General features: G+C 71.2%; 11 protein-coding genes and 1 pseudogene. 7 read left to right on the forward strand and 5 right to left on the reverse strand.

The features are described from left to right. Positions 1–327: 327 nt before the first annotated feature. Positions 328–2,526, reverse strand: coding sequence for a catalase/peroxidase HPI (gene katG, locus ACNAW0_RS04080; RefSeq protein WP_416286342.1), 2,199 nt, complete (start codon positions 2,524–2,526; stop codon positions 328–330). A gap of 249 nt (positions 2,527–2,775) precedes the next feature. Between katG and ACNAW0_RS04085 the strand changes: the two genes are divergently transcribed. Both ACNAW0_RS04085 and ACNAW0_RS04090 read left to right on the forward strand, forming a co-directional pair. After that, positions 2,776–3,903, forward strand: a complete 1,128-nt coding sequence (locus ACNAW0_RS04085) for an SPFH domain-containing protein (RefSeq protein ID WP_416286343.1) — start codon at positions 2,776–2,778, stop codon at positions 3,901–3,903. Further along, a complete protein-coding gene (locus ACNAW0_RS04090; protein ID WP_416286344.1) occupies positions 3,900–4,991 on the forward strand; it encodes a hypothetical protein in 1,092 nt (363 codons plus the stop codon). The genes ACNAW0_RS04085 and ACNAW0_RS04090 overlap by 4 nt, the downstream gene beginning before the upstream one ends. Here ACNAW0_RS04090 and ACNAW0_RS04095 read toward each other — a convergent pair. Next, a complete protein-coding gene (locus ACNAW0_RS04095; RefSeq protein WP_416286345.1) occupies positions 4,962–5,891 on the reverse strand; it encodes a LysR substrate-binding domain-containing protein in 930 nt (309 codons plus the stop codon). The two genes, ACNAW0_RS04090 and ACNAW0_RS04095, sit on opposite strands and share 30 nt — an antisense overlap. 113 nt (positions 5,892–6,004) lie before the next feature. Here ACNAW0_RS04095 and ACNAW0_RS04100 point away from each other — a divergent pair, with 113 nt between their 5' ends. The 3 genes from ACNAW0_RS04100 to ACNAW0_RS04110 all read left to right on the forward strand — a co-directional run bounded on the left by ACNAW0_RS04100 (position 6,005) and on the right by ACNAW0_RS04110 (position 9,712). After that, positions 6,005–7,123 (forward strand): diaminopropionate ammonia-lyase, encoded by a 1,119-nt coding sequence (locus ACNAW0_RS04100; protein ID WP_416286346.1) that lies wholly within the window; start codon positions 6,005–6,007, stop codon positions 7,121–7,123. A gap of 78 nt (positions 7,124–7,201) precedes the next feature. Continuing rightward, a complete protein-coding gene (locus ACNAW0_RS04105; RefSeq protein WP_416286347.1) occupies positions 7,202–8,476 on the forward strand; it encodes a Zn-dependent hydrolase in 1,275 nt (424 codons plus the stop codon). A gap of 45 nt (positions 8,477–8,521) precedes the next feature. Next, complete coding sequence (locus ACNAW0_RS04110; RefSeq protein ID WP_416286348.1) at positions 8,522–9,712, forward strand: ArgE/DapE family deacylase; 1,191 nt, start codon at positions 8,522–8,524, stop codon at positions 9,710–9,712. 109 nt (positions 9,713–9,821) lie between these two features. Here ACNAW0_RS04110 and ACNAW0_RS04115 read toward each other — a convergent pair. Next, positions 9,822–11,824: pseudogene (locus ACNAW0_RS04115) on the reverse strand (ATP-binding cassette domain-containing protein). Positions 11,825–12,126: 302 nt separating this feature from the next. Here ACNAW0_RS04115 and ACNAW0_RS04120 point away from each other — a divergent pair. Then, positions 12,127–17,631, forward strand: coding sequence for a carboxyl transferase domain-containing protein (locus ACNAW0_RS04120; RefSeq protein ID WP_416286349.1), 5,505 nt, complete (start codon positions 12,127–12,129; stop codon positions 17,629–17,631). Positions 17,632–18,094: 463 nt separating this feature from the next. After that, positions 18,095–18,874 carry an IclR family transcriptional regulator gene (locus ACNAW0_RS04125; protein WP_416286350.1) on the forward strand — a complete coding sequence of 260 codons (780 nt, stop codon included), beginning with the start codon at positions 18,095–18,097 and terminating at the stop codon, positions 18,872–18,874. A 19-nt stretch (positions 18,875–18,893) separates the two neighbouring features. Here the strand turns inward: ACNAW0_RS04125 and ACNAW0_RS04130 are convergent, their stop codons facing one another. Together ACNAW0_RS04130 and ACNAW0_RS04135 are read right to left on the reverse strand one after the other, a co-directional pair. Continuing rightward, complete coding sequence (locus tag ACNAW0_RS04130) at positions 18,894–19,667, reverse strand: creatininase family protein (RefSeq protein ID WP_416286351.1); 774 nt, start codon at positions 19,665–19,667, stop codon at positions 18,894–18,896. Positions 19,668–19,694: 27 nt separating this feature from the next. Beyond that, positions 19,695–20,798 (reverse strand): mandelate racemase/muconate lactonizing enzyme family protein, encoded by a 1,104-nt coding sequence (locus ACNAW0_RS04135; RefSeq protein WP_416286352.1) that lies wholly within the window; start codon positions 20,796–20,798, stop codon positions 19,695–19,697. Positions 20,799–21,026: the final 228 nt, after the last annotated feature.

Consider the following 21,026-nt stretch of genomic DNA (forward strand, 5'->3'; position numbering starts at 1 on the left):
GGACCCAGGTGAGCTGGCCGGCTTGCCCACCGTTGGTGGGCAAGCCGGCCGGTTCGGTCGAGGCCGATCGGCACCAGGTGTTCGCCACGGGCAATCAGCTACCGGCCGAACCGTGCGTGCTGGCCGTGAGCGGCCGGCGGATGGGGGTGGGTTGAGTGCGCTGGATCAGTACGACGCAGGCGAGTACGACCAGCCCCGCCCCGATCGGGGCAGTGGTGACGGTCTCTGCGAGCAGTAGCGCGGACCAGAGCAGGGGTGACACCCTCGGCGAAACCCGAAGGTGCCGCCCGGCCCCGGTCAGGTGCCTGGTGGCCGGGCCCCTCCGCGTCAGGCGAGGTCGTACCGGTCCAGGTTCATGACCTTGACCCATGCCGCGACGAAGTCCTGGACGAACTTCTCCTGCCCGTCCTGGCTGGCGTAGACCTCCGCGATGGCGCGGAGTTGAGAGTTCGAACCGAATACGAGGTCAACGGCGGTGGCGGTCCACTTGACCACGCCCGTGGCGCGATCCCGGCCCTCGAACACGTTCTCGGCCGAGGTGGATGCCTTCCACTCCGTGCCGATGTCGAGCAGGTTCACGAAGAAGTCGTTCGTCAACGTCTCGGGCCGGTCGGTGAAGACGCCGTGGCCTGCCTGGCCCACGTTGGCGGTCAGGGCCCGCATGCCGCCGACCAGGACTGTCATCTCGGGAGCGGTCAGCGCCAACAGGTTGGCCCGGTCGAGCAGCAGGGTCTCCGGCGACAACTTCTGTCCAGCTCGCAGGTAGTTGCGGAACCCGTCGGCCGTCGGCTCGAGCACGGCGAACGACTCCACGTCGGTCTGCTCCTGGGAGGCGTCCGTGCGCCCCGGTGAGAACGGGATCGTGATGTCGTGCCCGGCGTCCCTGGCCGCCTGCTCGATGGCCGCGCACCCGCCGAGGACGATCAGGTCAGCGAGCGAGATCTTCTTCCCACCGGGCTGTGAGTTGTTGAACTCCTGCTGGACCTGCTCCAGCGTCCGCAGCACCGCGGTGAGTTGGGCCGGCTCGTTGACCTCCCAGTTCTTCTGCGGCTCGAGCCGGATCCGCGCCCCGTTGGCCCCGCCACGCATGTCGGTGCCGCGGAAGCTCGCCGCCGATGCCCACGCGGTCGCGACCAGTTGGGAGACGAACAGGCCCGATGCGAGGAGCTTGGCCTTGAGGGCGGCGATGTCCTCGTCGGCGATCAGGTCGTGATCGACCGCCGGGACGGGGTCCTGCCAGAGCTGCGGTTCCGGCACCCACGGGCCGAGGTACCGCGAGACGGGTCCCATGTCGCGGTGCAGCAGCTTGTACCACGCCCTGGCGAACGCGTCCGCGAACTGGTCCGGGTTCTCCATGAAGCGCCGCGAGATCGGCTCGTAGGTCGGGTCGACCCGCAGCGCGATGTCCGTCGTGGCCATCATCGGGGCGTACCTGACGGAGGGGTCGTGGGCGCCGGGCACTGCGTCCGCCGCGGCACCGCCCTTCGGTCGCCACTGCTTCGCGCCGGCGGGGCTCTCGGTGACCTCCCACTCGTGGCCGAAAAGGGTCTCGAAGAAGCTGTTGTCCCACGTGGTCGGGGTGGGTGTCCAGGCGCCTTCGAGCCCGCTGGTGATCGTGTCCGCACCCTTGCCGCTGCCGAAGCTGTTCTTCCAGCCGAGGCACTGCTCCTCGAGCGGGGCGCCCTCGGGCTCGGGGCCGACGTACTCGTCAGCCCGGGCGGCACCGTGGGTCTTGCCGAACGTGTGACCGCCGGCGATGAGCGCGACGGTCTCCTCGTCGTTCATCGCCATGCGGCGGAAGGTCTCGCGGATGTCCCGGGCGGCGGCCAGCGGATCCGGAGTGCCGTTGGGCCCCTCCGGGTTCACGTAGATCAGCCCCATCTGCACCGCCCCGAGCGGAGCGGCGAGCTCCCGGTCGCCGCTGTAGCGCTCGTCTCCGAGCCAGGTGTCCTCGGGCCCCCAGAAGATCTCCTCGGGCTCCCAGACGTCCTCGCGCCCGAAGCCGAAGCCGAACGTCTTGAACCCCATCGACTCCAGGGCGCAGTTGCCGGCGAAGACCAGGAGGTCGGCCCAGGAGATCTTCCGTCCGTACTTCTGCTTGACCGGCCAGAGCAGCCGGCGGGCCTTGTCGAGGTTCGCGTTGTCGGGCCAGCTGCTGAGCGGGGCGAAGCGCTGCGCGCCGTCGCCACCACCGCCGCGGCCGTCTTCGATCCGGTACGTGCCGGCGGCGTGCCAGCTCATCCGGACGAAGAGCGGCCCGTAGTGGCCGTAGTCGGCCGGCCACCAGTCCTGCGACGTCGTCATCACCTCGAAGACGTCCCGCTTCAACGCGTCGACGTCGAGCTTCTTGAACTCCTCCGCGTAGTGGTAGGACTCGCCCATCGGGTTGGCGCGGGGTGAGTGCTGATGCAGAACCTGAAGGTTCAGCTGGTTCGGCCACCAGTCCTGGTTGGCCCTCGGCCGACTCGGCTTCGCAGTCGGGGAGGGGATTGCCGGGTTCTCGCTCTCGCTGCCGTGCTCAGGCACGTCGGTCCTTCTCCTGTCTTCTCTCATTCGGCCACGATGCGCAGTATGCCCCATTTTTTAGTGAATGCAGCAAACATCCGGCCCGTGGCGACCGGCAACGTCCGGATGCCGCCACCCGGCCGGCAGCGCGCCACGGTGGCGGGCAACCTGGCTGCTCCCGGCCGCCGCTGCGCGGCGGCCGCGGCTTGTGGGCGGTTGCTATCGTCGCCGCGACGCCGATGTTCTCGGCGGCGAGGGGAGGGGGACGCGATGGGGCTGATGGACAAGCTTCGGGGCGAGTTCGTCGACATCGTGGAGTGGCTGGACGACAGCCGGGACACGATCGTCTGGCGCTTTCCCCGCTACCACAACGAGATCAAGATGGGCGCCCAGCTTATCGTCCGCGAGTCCCAGACGGCGGTGTTCGTCAACGAGGGGCAGATCGCTGACGCGTTCGCGCCCGGCACGTACACGCTGGAGACCCGGAACCTGCCCATCCTGTCCACCCTCAAGGGCTGGAAGTACGGCTTCAACTCGCCGTTCAAGGCCGAGGTGTACTTCGTCAACACCCGGCAGTTCACCGACATGAAGTGGGGCACCCAGAACCCGGTGATCGTGCGGGACGCCGAGTTCGGCGTGGTCCGGCTGCGGGCGTTCGGCGCCTACGCGGCGCGTGTGGTGGACGCGCAGAAGCTGCTGCGGGAGCTGGTCGGCACGGATCCGCAGTTCCGCACCGAGGAGGTGCAGGAGTACCTGCGCCAGCTCATGGTGGGGCGGCTCGGCGGCGCGCTGGCCTCGGCGGGGGTGCCGCTGCTGGACCTGGCGGCGCACCAGGACGCGATCGGCCGGCGGCTGGCCGCCGTGCTGACCGAGGAACTGGCCGAGGTCGGCATCGCGATCCCCAAGTTCGTCATCGAGAACATCTCCGTGCCGCCGGAGGTGGAGCGGGCGCTGGACAAGCGCACCGGCATGGGCGCGGTCGGGGACCTGGACCGGTTCACCCGGTACCAGGCGGCCACCGCGCTGGAGGAGGCGGCGAAGAACCCGGGCGGCGGCGCGAGCGCCGGCATGGGGCTGGGCATGGGCATGGCCGTGGGCCAGCAGGTGGCCAGGTCCATGTCGGGCGGCGCGGGGACGCAGCCGGCGCCGGCACCCGCGCAGCCTGGGGGCGCCGAGCCGCCCCCGCTGCCGAACCAGACGCAGTGGTACATCGGCGTGGCCGGGCAGCGGCAGGGCCCGTACGGCCTTGATGGGCTGGCCGAGCAGGCGAGCGAGGGCGTGCTGGGCCCGGACACGCTGGTCTGGCGGGCCGGCATGGCGCAGTGGCAGCCGGCCGGGCAGGTGCCGGAGGTCGCGTCGGTGCTGGCCAACGTCCCACCGCCGCTGCCGCCGCAATGAGCGACACCGCCGTCTCCCCGTCGTCGTACCAGTGCGGGGGCTGCGGGGCCCGGGTGGAGTACGCGCCGGGCACGGCGGTGCTGCGCTGCCCGTACTGCGGGCACCGGCAGCAGATCGCCGGCCCCCGCCGGGAGGTGCGCGAGCACGCGTACGCCGAACTGGCCACGCTGCCGCACAAGCCGGCGGCCAGCGTCGGCGCGTACACGTTCGTCTGCCCGGGCTGCGGCGCCCGGACCGAGAGCAACGCGCTCGCCCAGCGCTGCCAGTTCTGCGCCACGCCGCTGGTGGTGGACGCGGCGGCGGTCGAGCTGATCGCGCCGGAGGCGGTGCTGCCGTTCGCGGTGGACCAGGCGGGTGTGCGCAGCGCCCTGGGCCAGTGGTGCCGCAGCCGCTGGTTCGCGCCGAACAGCCTGAAGAAGGTCAGTGAGGCGGAGACGCTCAAGGGCACCTACCTGCCGCACTGGACGTTCGACGCGCGGACCGTCTCGGACTACCGGGGCCAGCGCGGGGAGTACTACTACGTCACCGAGACGTACACGGTGACGGTGAACGGCAGGCAGGAGACGCGCACCCGGCAGGTGCGGCACACCCGGTGGTATCCGGCGAGCGGCACCATCCGGCGGGACTTCGACGATGTGCTGGTGCCCGCCACGACGTGCCTGCCGGAGAAGCAGCTGGACCAGCTGGCCCCGTGGCCGCTGGCCGAGGCGGTCGCGTACCACGGGGACTACCTGGCCGGGTATCACGCGCTGCGGTACGACACCGAGCCCGAGGCGGGGCTGGTCGGGGCGAAGGCCCGGATGGCGCCGGTCATCGAGCGGGACTGCCGGTCGGACATCGGCGGCGACGAGCAGCGGGTCACCTCCGTGCACACCACCTACTCGGACGTCACGTACAAGCTGCTCCTGCTGCCGCTGTGGATCGCCGCGTACCTGCATGCGGGCCGGTCGTACCGGGTCCTGGTCAACGCCCGGACCGGCGAGGTCATCGGCGAACGCCCGTACAGCGCCGCCAAGATCACGGCCGCGGTGCTGGCCGCGCTGGCGCTGGTCGCGGCGCTAGTGATCGCGTACGTGATGAGCCGTTAGGGCGACCGCCCGGAGGAGGGCATCCCGGCCGGCCTGGATGGCAGGGTGCTGGCCGCGGCCGCGGCGTACGACGGTGAAGACGCGACGGGTGCCCTGACCGCTGGGGAGTCGTCGCAGTGTGACGGTTGGCGGGTGTCCGCTCCAGACGAGGTCGGGTAGGAAAGCGGCGGCGTGCCCCTGCTCGACGAGGCGGAGGTGGAGCAGGAGGTCGGTGGTCTCGAACCGTACGTCGGGTTCGAAGCCGGCGCCGCGGCACAGGGCCACGGCCCAGTGCCGCGCGGTTGTGCCTTCGGGTTCCATCACCCAGGGGTGGTTCGCGAGTGGGCGCAGCGCCGCCGTCGGGCTCTCGGCGCCCGGGCGGTCGGCCGGTCCGGGCAGTGCGAGGTGCAGTGGGTCGTCGAGTAGGTCTTCCTGTTCGAGATCGGCGGGCCGCGGGTTGGGGTTGCCGGGGTATTCCTCGGCCAGGACCAGGTCGAAGTCGTGGGCCTGCAGCGCGGGCAGGGCCTTTTCCGGTTCCATTTGCGTGACCTGGACGCGCAGCTGCGGGTGCAGGTTACGCAGGAGGCCGAGCGCCGTCGGGACCAGGGCCAGGGCGGCCGTCTGGAACGAGGCGATGCGCAGGGTGCCGGTCAGCTCGGTCAGGGAGGCGGCGATCTCCGCCTCCGCGCGCTCCAGGCGTTCGAGAACCGCTTCGGTGTGGGCGACGAGGATCTCGGCCTGCTCGGTCAGCCGCACCCGCCGCCCGACCGGTTCCAGCAGCCGTACGCCGACCTCCGTTTCCAACTGTGAGAGCTGCTGGGAGACCGAGGAGGGAGCGTAGGACAGGGCGGCGGCGACGGCCGCCAGCGTGCCGCGGTGCTTGAGCTCGCGCAGCAGGCGCAGTCGGCGCAGGTCGAACATCGGCAGTCCGCTCTCCTCACCTCGCCCAGGGACTTGACAGTCGGTTTTTCCGATGAGTATAGGTCGGAAACATTCGCTGGACCGATCGTAGGTCTGCAACGCACCCTGGTCGTGTGCCCGATAACGACTCCTCCCTCCGTACGCTGCCCTGGTTTGTGCGGCCCGCGGCTCGCGCCTGGAGGTGCCCGCCCGCACCCGTCGAGGTGCGGGCGTTCCACACCTCGCTGCCCGACTACTCGCCCACCCGGCTGACCGAACTCCGGCCGCTGGCCGCGGAGTTGGGGGTCGGCCGGGTCTTCGTCAAAGACGAGTCGTGCCGTCTGGGGCTACCCGCCTTCAAGGCGCTGGGCGCGTCCTGGGCGGTCCACCGCACCCTCTCCGAACGGGCCGTGAGCGGCGCGGAACCGGATCCGGTCACGCTGGTGACCGCCACCGACGGCAACCACGGCCGGGCGGTGGCCCGCATGGCACGTCTGCTCGGGCAGCACGCCCACGTGTTCGCTCCGAAAGGTGTTCATCCGCAGGCCATCGCGGCCATCGTCGCCGAGCAGGCGAGGGTCACCGAGGTCATGGGGCCGTACGACGAGGCCGTACGCCTGGCGGCCGAGGCGGCTGCCGCACCGGACGCGGTCCTGGTCCAGGACACCGCCTGGCCGGGTTACGAGCGGATCCCGGGTTGGATCGTCGAGGGCTACTCCACCCTCTGCGCGGAGATCGACGAGCAGCTGACCGCCGAACGAGTCGACGGACCCGACCTGGTCTCGACACCGGTGGGCGTGGGGTCGCTGGCCCAGGCCGTCGTCACGCACTACCGCAGCCGCCCGTCCGGCCGGGCTCCGGCGCTGTTGTCGGTGGAGCCGGAGGCCGCGGCCTGCGTCCTGGAAAGCCTCACTCGCGGTGAGCCGGTCAGCGTCACCACCGGCGAAACCACCATGGCCGGCCTGAACTGCGGCACCCCGTCCAGCATCGCCTGGCCCTACCTGCACAACGGGCTCGACGCCGCGGTCGCCATCCGCGACGCCGACAGCGCCCGCGCGGCCGTCGACCTCGCCGCTCTCGGCGTCTCCTCGGGTCCCTGCGGGGCAGCGGCGCTCGCCGGGCTCCGCGCGGTGCTCACCGGCGTGGGCGCCGAAGAACGCCGAACGGCACTGGGGCTCGACCCGGGTTCGGTGGTCGTACTGCTGAGCACCGAGGGCGCGGCCGCCAACCCGTACTCCACGCTCGATCACTGATCGGCTTCGGTCCGCGGGCGCGACCGCCACCGGTTGATCCGCACGCCACCGTCACCGACATGTCCTGGGAGACAGAGCATGACAAGCCCCACCCCCGGCACGATCACCGTCAACGGCGACCGCCTGTGGCAGTCCCTGATGGACCTCGCCGAGATCGGCGCGTACGACGACGAGCGCACCGGCCTGCGCGGCGTCAACCGCCTCGCCCTGACCGACGCCGACGCGGCCGGCCGCCGCCAGGTCATCGAATGGATGAAACGGGCCGGACTGACCGTCCGCATCGACCAGATGGGCAACGTCTACGGCCGCCGCGAGGGCACCGATCCCGCGGCGGCCCCGGTGCTGACCGGCTCACACATCGACAGCGTCGCCACCGCCGGCGCCTTCGACGGCTGCCTCGGCGTCCTGGGCGGCATCGAAGTCGTCCGCACCCTCAACGAACGCGGCATCACCACCCGCCGCCCCGTCGAGGTCGCCATCTTCACCGAGGAGGAAGGCGTCCGCTTCGGCACCGACATGCTCGGCAGCGCCGTCGCCGCCGGGCGCCTGACCCTGGACTACGCCCACGCCCTGACCGACCGCGACGGACTCACCCTCGGCGGCGAACTCGCCCGCACCGGCTTCGACGGCCCCGCCGACGTACGCCTCGCCCCGCCACACGCCTACGTCGAATGCCACATCGAACAGGGCCCCGTCCTCGCCCAGAACGACGTCGAGATCGGCGTCGTCACCGGCGTTCAGGGCATCTCCTGGCAGGAGATCACCATCCACGGCCGCGCCGCCCACGCCGGCACCACTCCTACCCACCTGCGCGCCGACGCAGGGCTCGCGGCTGCGCAGATCATCGTCCACCTGCGGTCCCTGGTCGACTCCGGCGCCTACGGCGACCTGCGGGCCACCGTCGGCCACCTCATCGTCCATCCGGACCTGACCAACATCGTCCCGGCCCGCGCCGAGATGACCGTCGACCTGCGCAACCCCGACGACGTGCAGATGGCTCGCGCCGAGGAGGCCCTGGCCGCGTTCCTGCGGGACCTGGAGGGCAGTCAGCCGGGCCTGTCGTTGACCACCCGGCGGATGGCCAGGACCGCCCACGTCCCCTTCGACGAGGGGGTGCGGAAGGTCATCGCGCAGGCCGCCGACGACCACGACCTGGAGCACATCTCCCTGCTCTCCGGAGCCGGACACGACGCCCAGGAGATCGCCGCGCTCTGCCCCACCGCCATGATCTTCGTGCGCGGCGAGTACGACGGCATCAGCCACAACCCCCGCGAGTACTCCACCCCCGAGGCCTGCGCCCACGGCGTCGACGTCCTGGCCACCACCCTCCTGCGCCTCGCCAACCACGACTGACCGCTCACGGCCAACAACGCCCCAGGACCCACCGAGGAAGGCCCCATGCTCCCCGAGACTCCCACGACGCCGACGGCCCCCGATGCCCTGGACCCGGATGATGATCCCGGCGGCCTGCTGGCCCGGCTGATCGCTATCGAGTCCGTCAACCCGGACCTCGTGACCGGCGGTGCCGGCGAGACCGCCATCGCCGACTTCTGTGGCGAATGGCTGGCCGCGCGCGGCTTCGAGCTGCACCGACTGGAGAAGCGCCCCGGCCGGCCCTCGATCGTCGCGATCGCCCGCGGCACCGGCGGCGGCCGGTCCCTCATGCTCAACGGCCACCTCGACACGGTCAGCATCGCCGACTACGACGGCGACCCGCTGGACCCGCAGGTCCGCGACGGCAGGATGTACGGCCGCGGCACCTTCGACATGAAAGGCGGCATCGCGGCCATGATGGTCGCCGCCGCCCGCGTCACCGCCCGCGGCCCGCTGCGCGGCGACGTGATCGTCGCCTGCGTCGCCGACGAGGAGCACGGCAGCTCCGGCACCGAGGAAGTGCTGGAGTCCCTTACCGTCGACGCGGCCATCGTCACCGAGCCGAGCCATCTCGAAGTCACCCTCGCCCACAAGGGCTTCGTCTGGTTCGACGTGGAGATCGAGGGCCGAGCGGCCCACGGTTCGCTGCCCGAGCTCGGCATCGACGCCATCGCCAAGGCCGGGCACTTCCTGGTCGCGTTGGAGGAACTCGGACAGCGTCTCGCGCAGGGCCCGGCACACCCGCTCCTGGGCACCGGTACCGTGCACGCCTCCGTCATTCACGGCGGCGAGGAGCCCTCGACCTACCCGGCGCACTGCCGCATCACCCTGGAACGCCGCACCGTCCCGGGGGAGAGCCCCGGCAGCGTCGAGCTGGAACTGACAGCCGTGCTCGACCGCCTTGCCGCCACCGTCCCCGACTTCCGCTACCGGCTGACCCGCGGCCTGCACCGTGAGCCCTTCGAGGCCAACCCCGAGGCCCTGGTCGTGCGCACCCTCACGCGCCACGCGGAACAGGCGCTCGGGCGCCCGCCCGTGGTACGCGCCGAGCCCTTCTGGACCGACTGCGCTCTCCTGGACCGCGCGGGCATCCCCTGCCTGCTCTTCGGCGTCGACGGCGCGGGGGCCCATGCCGCCACCGAGTACGTCGACCTCGCCTCCCTGGGCCGCCTCACCGACATCCTCACCAGCACCATCGCGGACTTCTGCTCCTGAGCCTAGGGGAGCTGCATCTGACGCGCTATGCGCTGCGGGTATGCGGCCGCGGCCGCGTACCCGCCAACCAGCTTCGCCGCCCAGCCGAGTGGGTCGCGGCGGTGATCCGTCAGGCGGCGGTGGCCTGGTGCGGCAGCGGCGCGGTGGCGGTCTGGGTGGCGTCGTAGCCGGCGGCTTGGAGGGCGAACAGCTCGGCGTACCGACCGCCGGCGGCCGTGAGTTCGTCGTGGGTGCCGGCCTCGACGAGCCGGCCGTGGTGCAGGACGTAGATCCGGTCGGCGTGGCGGACGTTGGCGAGCCGGTGGGTGATGAGGATGGTGGTGCCGCGGCCCTGCCGGTCGCGGATGGCCTGGAAGAGTGCGTCCTCGGCGCGCGGGTCGAGGGCGGAGGACGGCTCGTCCATGATGAGCAGGTCGGCGTCGCGGAGGAAGCCGCGGGCGGCGGTGACGCGCTGCCACTGACCGCCGGATAGGTCCTGGCCGTTGGCGAAGGTGCGGTCGAGCAGCGTCTCGTACCCGTGCGGCAGTTCGGCGATCATGTCGTGGGCGACGGCGCGGGCGGCGGCGGCCTCGATGCGTTCCTGGCATGGCTCGGCGGCGATGTCGCCGATGGCGATGTTCGTGGCGGCGGTGAAGGGCCATTTGTGGTATTCCTGCGTGACGACGGCGATGCGGGCGCGCAGCGCGTCGACGTCCCAGTCGGACAGCGGCCGGCCGTTCCAGCGGATGGTTCCCATGGTGGGGGCCCGCAGCGTGGCGATCATCGCGGCGAGGGTCGACTTGCCGGAGCCGTTCTCGCCGACGAACGCCACGGTCTGCCCCGCCTCGATCGTCAACGTCACCTGGTCGACGGCGGGCGTGTCCCGGTCGGGGTAGCGCAGGCTGACGGCGTCGACGTGCATCTCACGCAGTTGGTCGGGTGCCGCGGCTGGGGAGTGGGTGCTCCTGTCGGGCAGGTAGGCGACGGCGCGGGCGATGAATCCGGTGTAGTCGCGGAAGTGTTGGCCCTCGGTGTAGACGCGGTCGATCTGGAACGTGACGGTGGCCAGGGAGCGTTGGGCGGACTGCACCGCGACGACGCAGGTCGCGGCGGCGGCGAGCGGGATCTGCCCGTCGACCAGCAGTAGCCCGAGCAGCACGTAGACCACGGCGGTGGCCACCCCCGCGATCACCGATCCCACTGTCGTGGTCGTGGTGACCCGTCGGGCCAGGGCGAGTTGGATGCCGGTCTCCACGCCCATGACGCGGTCGTACTGGTCGAGCAGGAACCGGCGCAGCCCGTAGGAGCGCAGCTCGGGCGCGGAGTCGCGTTCGGCCATCAGCCGGTGCAGCAGCCACAGCCGGCGCCGGCGCACCGAGCCGGCCGCGTACGTCTGGTAGCGCAGGTGCCCGGCCCGCAGTGCCGCCCAGGCGTTCGGCACGGTGGCCACGAGCAGCGCCACCAGCAGCAGTGGGTGGATCACCAGCACGGCGACCGCTACGGCGAGCAGCCCGGCCAGCCCGGCGAGAAGGTTCATCGACGACTGCACCAGTGAGGTGGTGGAGTCCGCGCCGCGTGAGGCGCGCTCCATGTCGTCGGCGAACGCGTCGGCGTCGAAGGCCTCCAGTCGCACGTCGGTGGTCACCTCGAACAGCCCGCGCTCCACCTCCCGGTCCACCTTCGGGGTCAGGCCGTTCTGGGCGTATCCCATCGTGGTGGCCATGCCGGCCCGCACGGCCGTCACCGCGGCCAGCGTCGCCAGTGCCGGCAGCGCCGCGATCACCTTGTCCGCGGTCGGCCCGCCGGCGAACAGCTCGACGAGCACCCGCTGCGCGGCCAGCAGCCCGAACGCCGCCATCACCCCCGCACCGACCGTGGTCGCCGCCACCAGGAGCGTACGGGTGCGGTCGGCCCGCCAGCTGACCCTGAGGGCGGCCCAGACCAGTCGCGGCAACTCGGCGAACACGGCGAACAGGCCGGCCTGCGCCCGCGCCCGTACCCCCGTCTCCCACGACATCGCCCGCAGCTCCGGCAGCACCGAATCCATCCGTTGTCGGCTCGGCTCTGGCGGGGTTTCTCCCTCGGTTGTGGTCGCGGTCTTCGCCATGGGCGCGCCTCCCAGGGGTAACGGATTCTCTGGGTGCCGGGTCGGTCGGTGACTGGTGACCGGCATACCGGCCTGGCTCGTAGTATCTGTCTCGGTACTGACAGTTGTTGTCGTGGATGTGGCGGCGGGCGGTGGTGCGAGCTTGCCGACAGTGAGGAATTGGTGACAGGTTCACCCGCGCGTTTGGCGGGTGTCCACAAACTTCGCCCTCGCCAGGTGGTGGGTCCGGCATTTCCATACCGGTCGGTAGCGGCGATGGTTGTGACGGGGACCCCTGCCTCAAGGGGTCCTCGTTGTGTTCTGAGGCAGCCTTTGGGAGGGTTAATCGGTGTTCAGCCGCATCGCCATCGTCAACCGGGGAGAGGCCGCCATGCGGCTGATCCACGCCGTTCGCGAGCTCAACGCCGAGGCCGGGGCCCCACCGATCGAGACCATCGCGCTCTACACCGACGCCGAGCGCGCCGCCACCTTCGTCAGGGAGGCGGACCGCAGCTACTGTCTCGGGCCCGCGTCGGCGCGCCCGTACCTGGACCACCGGATCCTCGAGCGTGCGCTGGTCGAGACGCGCGCGGACGCGGCGTGGGTGGGCTGGGGCTTCGTCGCAGAGGACCCGGCCTTCGCCGAACTCTGCGAGAAGACCGGTGTCACCTTCATCGGTCCGAGCGCCGAGGCGATGCGTACGCTCGGCGACAAGATCGGCGCGAAGCTGATCGCCGAGGAGGTCGGCGTCCCGGTGGCGCCGTGGAGCCGCGGCGCGGTGGAGAGCCTGGACGCGGCCAAGCGTGCGGCGGCCGAGATCGGCTATCCGCTGATGCTCAAGGCGACCGCCGGCGGTGGCGGCCGGGGCATCCGCGTCGTGCGTAGCGACGCGGAGCTCACCGAGGCCTACGAGCGCACGAGCCTGGAGGCCGAGCGCGCGTTCGGCAGCGGCGTCGTGTTCCTGGAGCGCCTGGTCACCGGCGCGCGGCACGTCGAGGTGCAGGTGATCGCCGACGGCCAGGGCGCCGCGTGGGCGCTGGGTGTCCGGGACTGTTCGGTGCAGCGGCGCAACCAGAAGGTCATCGAGGAGTCCGCGTCTCCCGTGCTCGCCCCCGAGCAGACCCGCGAGCTGAAGGCCGCGGCCGAGCGGCTCGCGTTGGCCGTGAACTACTGCGGCGCGGGCACGGTGGAGTTCCTCTACCACCCAGGTGAAAAGCTGTTCGCCTTCCTCGAGGTCAACACCCGGCTGCAGGTCGAGCACCCGATCACCGAGGCCACCACCGACTTCGACCTGGTCAAGGCACAGATCCACGTGGCCGCCGGCGGCCGGCTCGGCGACCGGATCCCGGCGGAGGCCGGGCATGCCGTCGAGGCCAGGCTCAACGCCGAGGACCCCGACCGGGACTTCGCGCCGTCGCCCGGCCGGATCGTCCGGCTGGCGCTGCCCAGCGGCCCCGGCATCCGGGTGGACACCGGGGTCAGCGAGGGGGACGTGATCCCGGCCGACTTCGACTCGATGATTGCCAAGATCATCGCCTACGGCCGTACCCGTGACGAAGCGCTCGGCCGGCTGCGCCGCGCGGTCGCCGAGACCACGGTGATCATCGAGGGCGGCGCCACCAACAAGAGTTTCCTGCTCGACCTGCTCGACCAGCCCGAGGTGATCGACGCCAGCGCGGACACCGGCTGGATCGACCGGGTCCGCGCGCAGGGCCGCCTCATCTCCACCAAGCACTCCGGCGTCGCGCTGGCCGCGGCCGCGATCGAGGCGTACGAGGACGAAGCGCTCGTCGAGCGGCAGCGGCTGCTGTCCACGGCGCACGGCGGCCGCCCGCAGGTCCAGCACGAGAGCGGCCGGCCGATCGACCTCAAGCTTCGCGGCGCGAGCTACCGGGTGACCGTCGCGCAGACCGGGCCGCGCCGGTTCCGCGTCGGCATCGGGGACGCGTCGACCGTGGACGCCGAGCTCGAGCGATTCGACGAGCACACCGGCCGGATCCTGGTCAACGGCCGGCGTTTCCGGCTCGTCACCGACACGCACGGGCCCATCCACCTGGTCGAGGTGGACGGCGTCACGCACCGGGTCAGCCGCGACGAGGGCGGCGTGCTGCGTTCCCCCGCGCCCGCGTTGGTCGTCGCGACGCCGCTGGAAGTGGGAGACGAGGTCGAGGCGGGTGCACCCGTGCTCGTCCTGGAAAGCATGAAGATGGAGACCGTGCTGCGCGCGCCGTTCAAGGCGAAGCTGCGGGAATGCCAGGTCTCCGTCGGCAGCCAGGTGGAGACCGGTGCGCCGCTGCTGCGCCTGGAACCGATCGGCGACCAAGCCGCGGGCGAGGCCGTGGAGGCCGAGGCCGTCGACCTGGAGTTGCCGCCCGAGCCGGCCGGCCTGTCCGCCGAGGCCCGGGTCGCGCGCGGTATCGCCGACCTGCGCAGTCTGCTGCTCGGCTACGATCTCGATCCCCGCGATGAGCGTCGAGCGCTGTCGACCTACCTGGCCGCGCGGGCCGAGCTCAGCCATCGTCCGCTCGAAGAAGAGGTCGAGCTGCTGCAGGTGTTCGCCGACCTGTCCGAGCTCAGTCGTAACCGGCCGGTCGGCGAGGAGACCAAGGCCAACACCCAGGTGCACAGCCCGCGCGAGTATTTCCACGCCTACCTGCAGTGCCTGGACGTCGAGCGTGCAGGGCTGCCGGACACCTTCCGCAACCGGCTCGCGCGGGTGCTCGCCCACTACGGCGTCGACGACTTCGAGCGCACACCCGCGCTGGAAGAGGCGGTGTTCCGGATCTTCCTCGCCCAGCGACGGACTTCGGCCGATGTCTCGGTGATCGTCACGTTCCTCCAGCAGTGGCTGACCGAGCCGCTTCCCGGCGACGAACTGCGCGAGCTGGTCGGCCATGCGCTGGAGCACCTGATCTTCGCCACCCAGCTCCGGTTCCCGGTGGTCGGCGACCTGGCCCGCAGCGTCGTGTTCCGCTGGGCCGCCCAGCCGATGCTGCGCCGCAAGCGTGCCGAGGTGTACGCGGGCGTCCGTGGTCACCTGCATCACCTCGACGAGAACCCAGACGCGGCCGACCGCGCCGAGCGGATCGCGAAGATGGTCGCCTCGCCCGAGCCACTGGTCCGGCTGCTCGGCCAGCGGATCGGCAAGCCGGGCGCCGACCACGGCCCGATGCTCGAAGTGCTCAGCCGCCGCTACTACGGCAACCGCGGCGCGAGCGACGCGCGGTCCGTCGAGGTGGCGGGGCAGTCGTTCTTCACCGCCGAGTACGACCGCGGTGGCGAGCGCTTCCGGGTGATCGCGGCGGCCACGGACTTCGGCGACCTGCCCGCGACCCTGACGAAGATCGCCGGGCTGTCGACCGCGGGCTCCGGCGACGGCTCTGGCTCGGCGGGTCTGACGCCGCGCCGCGACCCCGAGCCGTCGGTCGCCGAGGTGTACCTGGCCTGGGCCGACCAGCCCGACGCGGACGCGATGGCCGCCATCCTGGGGGAGGTCCTCGACCGCGCCGGGCTGCTGGACGTGCTCCAGCGGGTGACGATATCGGTGGCCGGGCGCAACGGCACGCCGATGCATCACCAGTTCACGTTCCGGCCTGGCCTGGGCGAGGACCGGGTCATCCGCGGGCTGCACCCGCTGATCGCCGAGCGCCTGCAACTGCCGAGGCTGCGGAACTTCGACCTGACCCGCCTGCCGTCCGCGGACGAAGAGGTCTACCTGTTCCACTGCGTCGCCCCGAACAACCCGGCCGACGAGCGGCTGACGGCGATGGCCCAGGTCCGCGACCTGACCCCGCTGCGCGACGCCGACGGCCGCATCCTCGCGCTGCCCGCGGTCGAAGGCGCGCTCGACGCGTGTCTCGACGCGATCCGTAAGGTCCAGGCGCAGCGGCCTGCGAAGAAGCGGTTCGACACCAATCGGATCACCATCTACGTCTGGCCGCCGAACGAGCTGACCATGGACGAGCTCAACGCCGTCGCCCAGCGCGTGCTGCCGATCACGGCCGGCGCGGGCCTGGAGGAGGTCCTGTTCCTCGGCCGCCAGCGCGACGGGGCCACCGGGAAACTGACCGACATCGCGGTCCGGATCTGCTATCACGCCGGCATGCGGGTGTCGATGACCGAGCCGACGGACGAGCCGATCCAGCCGCTCGACGACTACCGGCAGAAGGTGCTCTCGGCGCGGCGGCGCGGCACGACGTACCCGTACGAGCTGACCGAGATGCTGGCCGGCCAGCGCGGCACCTTCACCGAGTACGACTTGGACGACACCGGTGAGCTGTCCCCGGTCGAGCGGCCGAAGGGGCAGAACCGGGCGGGCATCGTCGCTGGTGTGGTGAGCACGCCGACCGAGCGGTACCCCGAAGGCGTCACGCGGGTGGTGCTGCTCGGCGACCCGATCAAGGCGCTCGGCGCGCTGGCCGAGCCGGAATGCGCGCGAGTGATCGCCGCGCTCGACCTGGCCGAGCGGATGCGCGTACCGATCGACTGGTTCGCGCTGTCGGCGGGCGCACGGATCTCGATGAGTTCGGGCACCGAGAACATGGACTGGGTGGCCGCCGCGCTCAAGCGGATCGTGGAGTTCACCCAGGACGGCGGTGAGATCAACATCGTGGTCGCCGGGATCACCGTGGGTGCCCAGCCGTACTGGAACGCCGAAGCCACGATGCTCATGCACACCAAGGGAATCCTGGTGATGACCCCGGACTCGGCGATGGTGCTGACCGGCAAGCAGTCGCTGGACTTCTCCGGCGGGGTGTCGGCCGAGGACAACTTCGGCATCGGCGGCTACGACCGCGTGATGGGCCCCAACGGCCAGGCCCAGTACTGGGCGCCGGACCTGCGGGCCGCCCGAAACGTGCTGATGGCGCACTACGACCACACCTACATCGCGCCCGGCGAGAGCCGGCCGCGCCGGGCGGTCACGTCCGATCCGGTCGACCGTGACATCTCCGGCTACCCGCATGCGGTGCCGGACAGCGATTTCACGACCGTCGGTGAGATCTTCTCCCGCGAGCACAACCCCGATCGCAAGAAGCCGTTCGACATCCGCACGGTGATGCGGGCCCTGGCCGACCAGGACCACGCGATCCTGGAACGCTGGGCGGGCATGGCCGACGCCGAGACCGCGGTCGTGCAGGACGTGCACCTCGGCGGCATCCCGGTGTGCCTGCTCGGCATCGAGTCCCGGTCGGTGCCGCGGCGCGGATTCCCGCCCACCGACGGCCCGGACACCTACACCGCCGGCACCCTGTTCCCGCGTTCGTCGAAGAAGGCCGCGCGGGCGATCAACGCGGCCAGCGGGAACCGGCCGCTGGTCGTGCTGGCGAACCTGTCCGGGTTCGACGGCTCGCCGGAGTCGATGCGGCTGTTGCAGCTGGAGTACGGCGCGGAAATCGGCCGGGCGATCGTCAACTTCGACGGGCCGATCGTCTTCTGCGTCATCTCGCGGTATCACGGCGGCGCGTTCGTGGTGTTCTCCAAGGCGCTCAACCCGAACATGACCGTGCTCGCCGTGGAGGGCTCGTTCGCGTCCGTCATCGGCGGGGCACCAGCGGCGGCCGTGGTGTTCGCCGGCGACGTCAACGCGCGCACCAGGAAGGACCCGCGAGTGGCCGAACTGGAGGCGGGCGTTCCCGCGGCGACCGGTGGGGAGCGGGCCGCTCTGGTTACGCAGCTCATGGACGTGCGGGCCACGGTCCGGGCGGAGAAGCTGGCGGAGGTGGCCGCCGAGTTCGACGGCGTGCACAGCATCCAGCGTGCGGTCGAGGTCGGCTCCGTGGATGCCATCATCCGGCCCGAGGAACTGCGTCCGCAGATCATCGCGGCCATCGAGCGTGGCCTGGTGGGCGCGTAACCCGGTCAGCCCGTGAAGCCTGCAGCTAGCGGTCCCGGTGCTGCGGCCCGTTTCGCCGTTCGGAGTGCTGGCATGCCATGCGCCGGCCGTGGCCTTTCGATGGGGTCACGGCCGGCGCGTGCCGCCGGTCCTCCGGGATCTCCGGCAGGTGGTGCGGCTCCGGGCGGGGTGGCGCGGCAGCCGACGGCAGGCGTTTCTCTAAGAGAAACATCGGATCCGTATAGAGAAACAGCTGCCACCCTAGCATCGGGCAGTGCTGGCGGTCGCTGGCATGCTGGAACTGCCGGCAGCGACCGGTTGGCCCTGGCGCTTGGCTGCGTCGGCTCAACCGGTGTGCCCGCGTGGCGTTGGGCGGTACGGGCGGGTGGGGTGTGTCTCAGGAGGAAGTGGCTGTTTTGTGCTGGGAAACATGGCTCGGCTAGGCTAGTCTCCAGACCTGGCGTTCGTCTCCCTGGGAGAAACAATGGTTGCGGCTGAGCCGGACTACATCGTCAAGCCCGTGTTCAAGGCGTTGGCGGTGCTGCGGTGCATCGGTGAGGCGGAACGTCCACTGGCGCTCGGCGATGTCTGTCTCCGCGCCGAACTGCCCAAAAGCACTGCCTTCAAGTATCTGCGTACCTTGCGGGACAGCGGGTTCGTAGCGCACGACCCGGACACCGATACTTATCGGATCGGCCTCATGGTCTGGCAGCTGGGTCAGCTGTCCGGCGAGCAGAACCGGATCCGGGAAGTTGCCCTGCCGGCGATGCGCCGCCTACACGGCCGGTTCGACGAGACCGTCAACCTCGGCCTGCCGGACGGCCGCGACATCGTCTACCTGGAGATGATCGAGAGCACCCGAGCCCTGCGCATGCAGGCGCGGCTGGGTTCGCGCGATCCGCTTTACAGCACGGCGCTGGGCAAGGCCTACCTGGCCGCGTTGGACGGCGATGCCTGGCGCAACCTGGTCCCGACCCGGCTGGCTCCGCGCACGGACCACACCGTCGCGTCACTGGCCGCGCTGCGGACCGAGCTCGACCAGGCCCAGGCGCGTGGCTACGCGACCGAGATCGGGGAGAACGAGGAGGGCTCGTCCTGCGTAGCCGCCGCCATCCATGACGCGCGCGGCGTGCCGGTGGCCGCGATCAGCGTCTCGGCCCCCGACAGGCGGATGGACGACGAACTGCGTGCCGAGATCGGCAAGCACGTCGCGGCCGCGGCGGCGGACTGCTCGCAGCGCCTGGGCTACCGGACGGCGTTGTGACCGCGGGCGCCATCCGGTCTTAGCGCAGCGGGGCCACCGGATTCAACGGGTACCCGATGAGCCGGTGGGCGAAGTCGAGCGCGCGGGCCAGCGTCACGTCGACGATCTTCTCGCCGGCCTCCGGGTTGGCGAGCCGTGGATCGCCCAGGGCACCGTTCGGGCTCCACTCGTCCAGCCGGATCGGCACGTCCACGCCGGTGAACGGCGGGCCGGCCAGTGGCTGGAGCTCCGGCTCCGGGGCCGGTCCGGGCACCTGGTCGACTCGCAAGCCGTCCGGGTTCACGATCATCACGACCGAGGTTTCGGCCTCGCACGCGTGCCCCCAGCCGAGATCGCCGACATGCTTGCTGGCCTCGTCGCGCGCGACGTCCGACCACATCATGTGCGCCATCAGCGCACCGGTGTCCCGCCGAACCTCGCGGGAGGCCAGCCGCACCGCGTCGGTGTTGCCGCCATGTCCGTTGACGACCAGGATGCGCGGGACGCCCCAGTGCACCAGGCTCTCCGCGATGTCCTTCAGCAGCGCGATGAGGGTGGCCGGCCGCAGCGTCAGCGAGCCGGGAAAGGCGAAGTGATGCTCGGACAGCCCATAGGGCATCAGTGGGCACAGCAGCGCCTGGTCGCCCAGTTCGGTGGCCAGCCGGCGCGCCAGCCCGCGGGCTACGGCCGCGTCGGTCTCCAGGCTCAGATGCGGGCCGTGCTGCTCGGTGGAGCCGATGGGCACGATGGCCAGCTTCACCGATGGCAGCGCCGCGCGGACGTCGGGCCAGGTCATCGAGGACAGTTCGAACATCGGGTTCCTTAGCATTGGGGCGGATGGTCAGGTGCGGCGCCGTAGCGGACTGGTCAGTGCGGCCAGGCGCGCCGGGTCGACGGTGACACCGAGGCCGGGCCCGTCGGGTACGAGGGCGTGGCCGTCGCGGTACCGGACCGGGTGGGCGGCGACATCGTCGCGGTAGACCATCGGTCCGACGGTGTCGCCGGGGAAGTCGAGGTTGTCCACCGCGGCGGCCAGGTGCAGCGCGGCCGCCGAACCGACGGACAGCTCCTGGGTGCCCCCGATGAGCGTGCCCACTCCGGCATGTCGGGCCAGTGTGAAGACGTCCAGCGCGGCGGTGAACCCGCCGAGCGCGGCGAGCGAGATGTTGAGGACGTCCACAGCGTCCGCGTCCAGCAGCCGCCGGGCCTCGGCATGGCTCCACACGTGCTCGCTGACCGGCACCGGAAGCTGGCGCCGCACCTCGGCCAGCGTCGCCGGGTTGCCCCGCCGTACCGGGCTCTCCACCGACAGCGCGCCGGATCGCGGGAGCAGCCGGCGCAGCAGGCGCAGGGCGGTGGAGGGCGGGAAGCGGGCGGACAGGTCGAGGCACTTGACGGTGAAGGCATCGCCGAACCGCTCCCGTGCCTCGTCGAAGAACCATTCCTCGACCTCGAGGTTCCCGCACACGTACACCTTGAAGAGGGTGAAGCCCTGGTCGATGCGGCGCCGCGCCTCGGCCAGGTTGGCCTGCGCGATCGACCGGTCGTACATGGGGAACATCGGGTATCCGACGGGCATGGCGTCGCGTCGGCGGCCGCCGAGCAGGTCACACACGGAGGTGCCGAGCGCCCGGCCGAGCAGGTCGTAGAGCGCGATCTCGACGGCCCACCGCACCACGGGGTCGGCCGTACCGAACCGGCCGTCGAGCCGGGCGAGCAGGTCGACCCGGTCGGCCGGGTCGGCGCCCACGAGTACGGCGTCCAGTTCGGCGGACAGCACGCCGAGATCCGGCAGCCAGGCCATCTCCTCGGCGTCGGACAGCTCGCCGTATCCGGTGACGTGGTGGTCGGTGCCCAGTTCCACGATCAGGTGCCGGCTCGTGACGCCGGTGTGGCGGGCAGTGGCGATCGGCGTTACGGACACCCGGACGATGCGCAACGCCACCCCTCTCATCCAATCGTTTCCGGGAAAGGCACGCGTGTTTCCCAGGTGGGAGAATGGCAGCGGGCGGCGCGGCTGTCAACGCCGCGCGGGCGCCCTTGACGTGCGAGATTGCCCGGTACGGTTGGACCCCCGGCCGCCGGAGTCCGGGATGCGCCATCCCTTGACAGGAGACAGCTGGTTCTTGACGAGAACCGCTAGTGATCCTAGTCTCGGTCCACGCCACGGAGC

Origin of the sequence: Micromonospora sp. SL1-18, assembly GCF_047921505.1 — a bacterium.
Lineage (GTDB): Bacteria > Actinomycetota > Actinomycetes > Mycobacteriales > Micromonosporaceae > Micromonospora.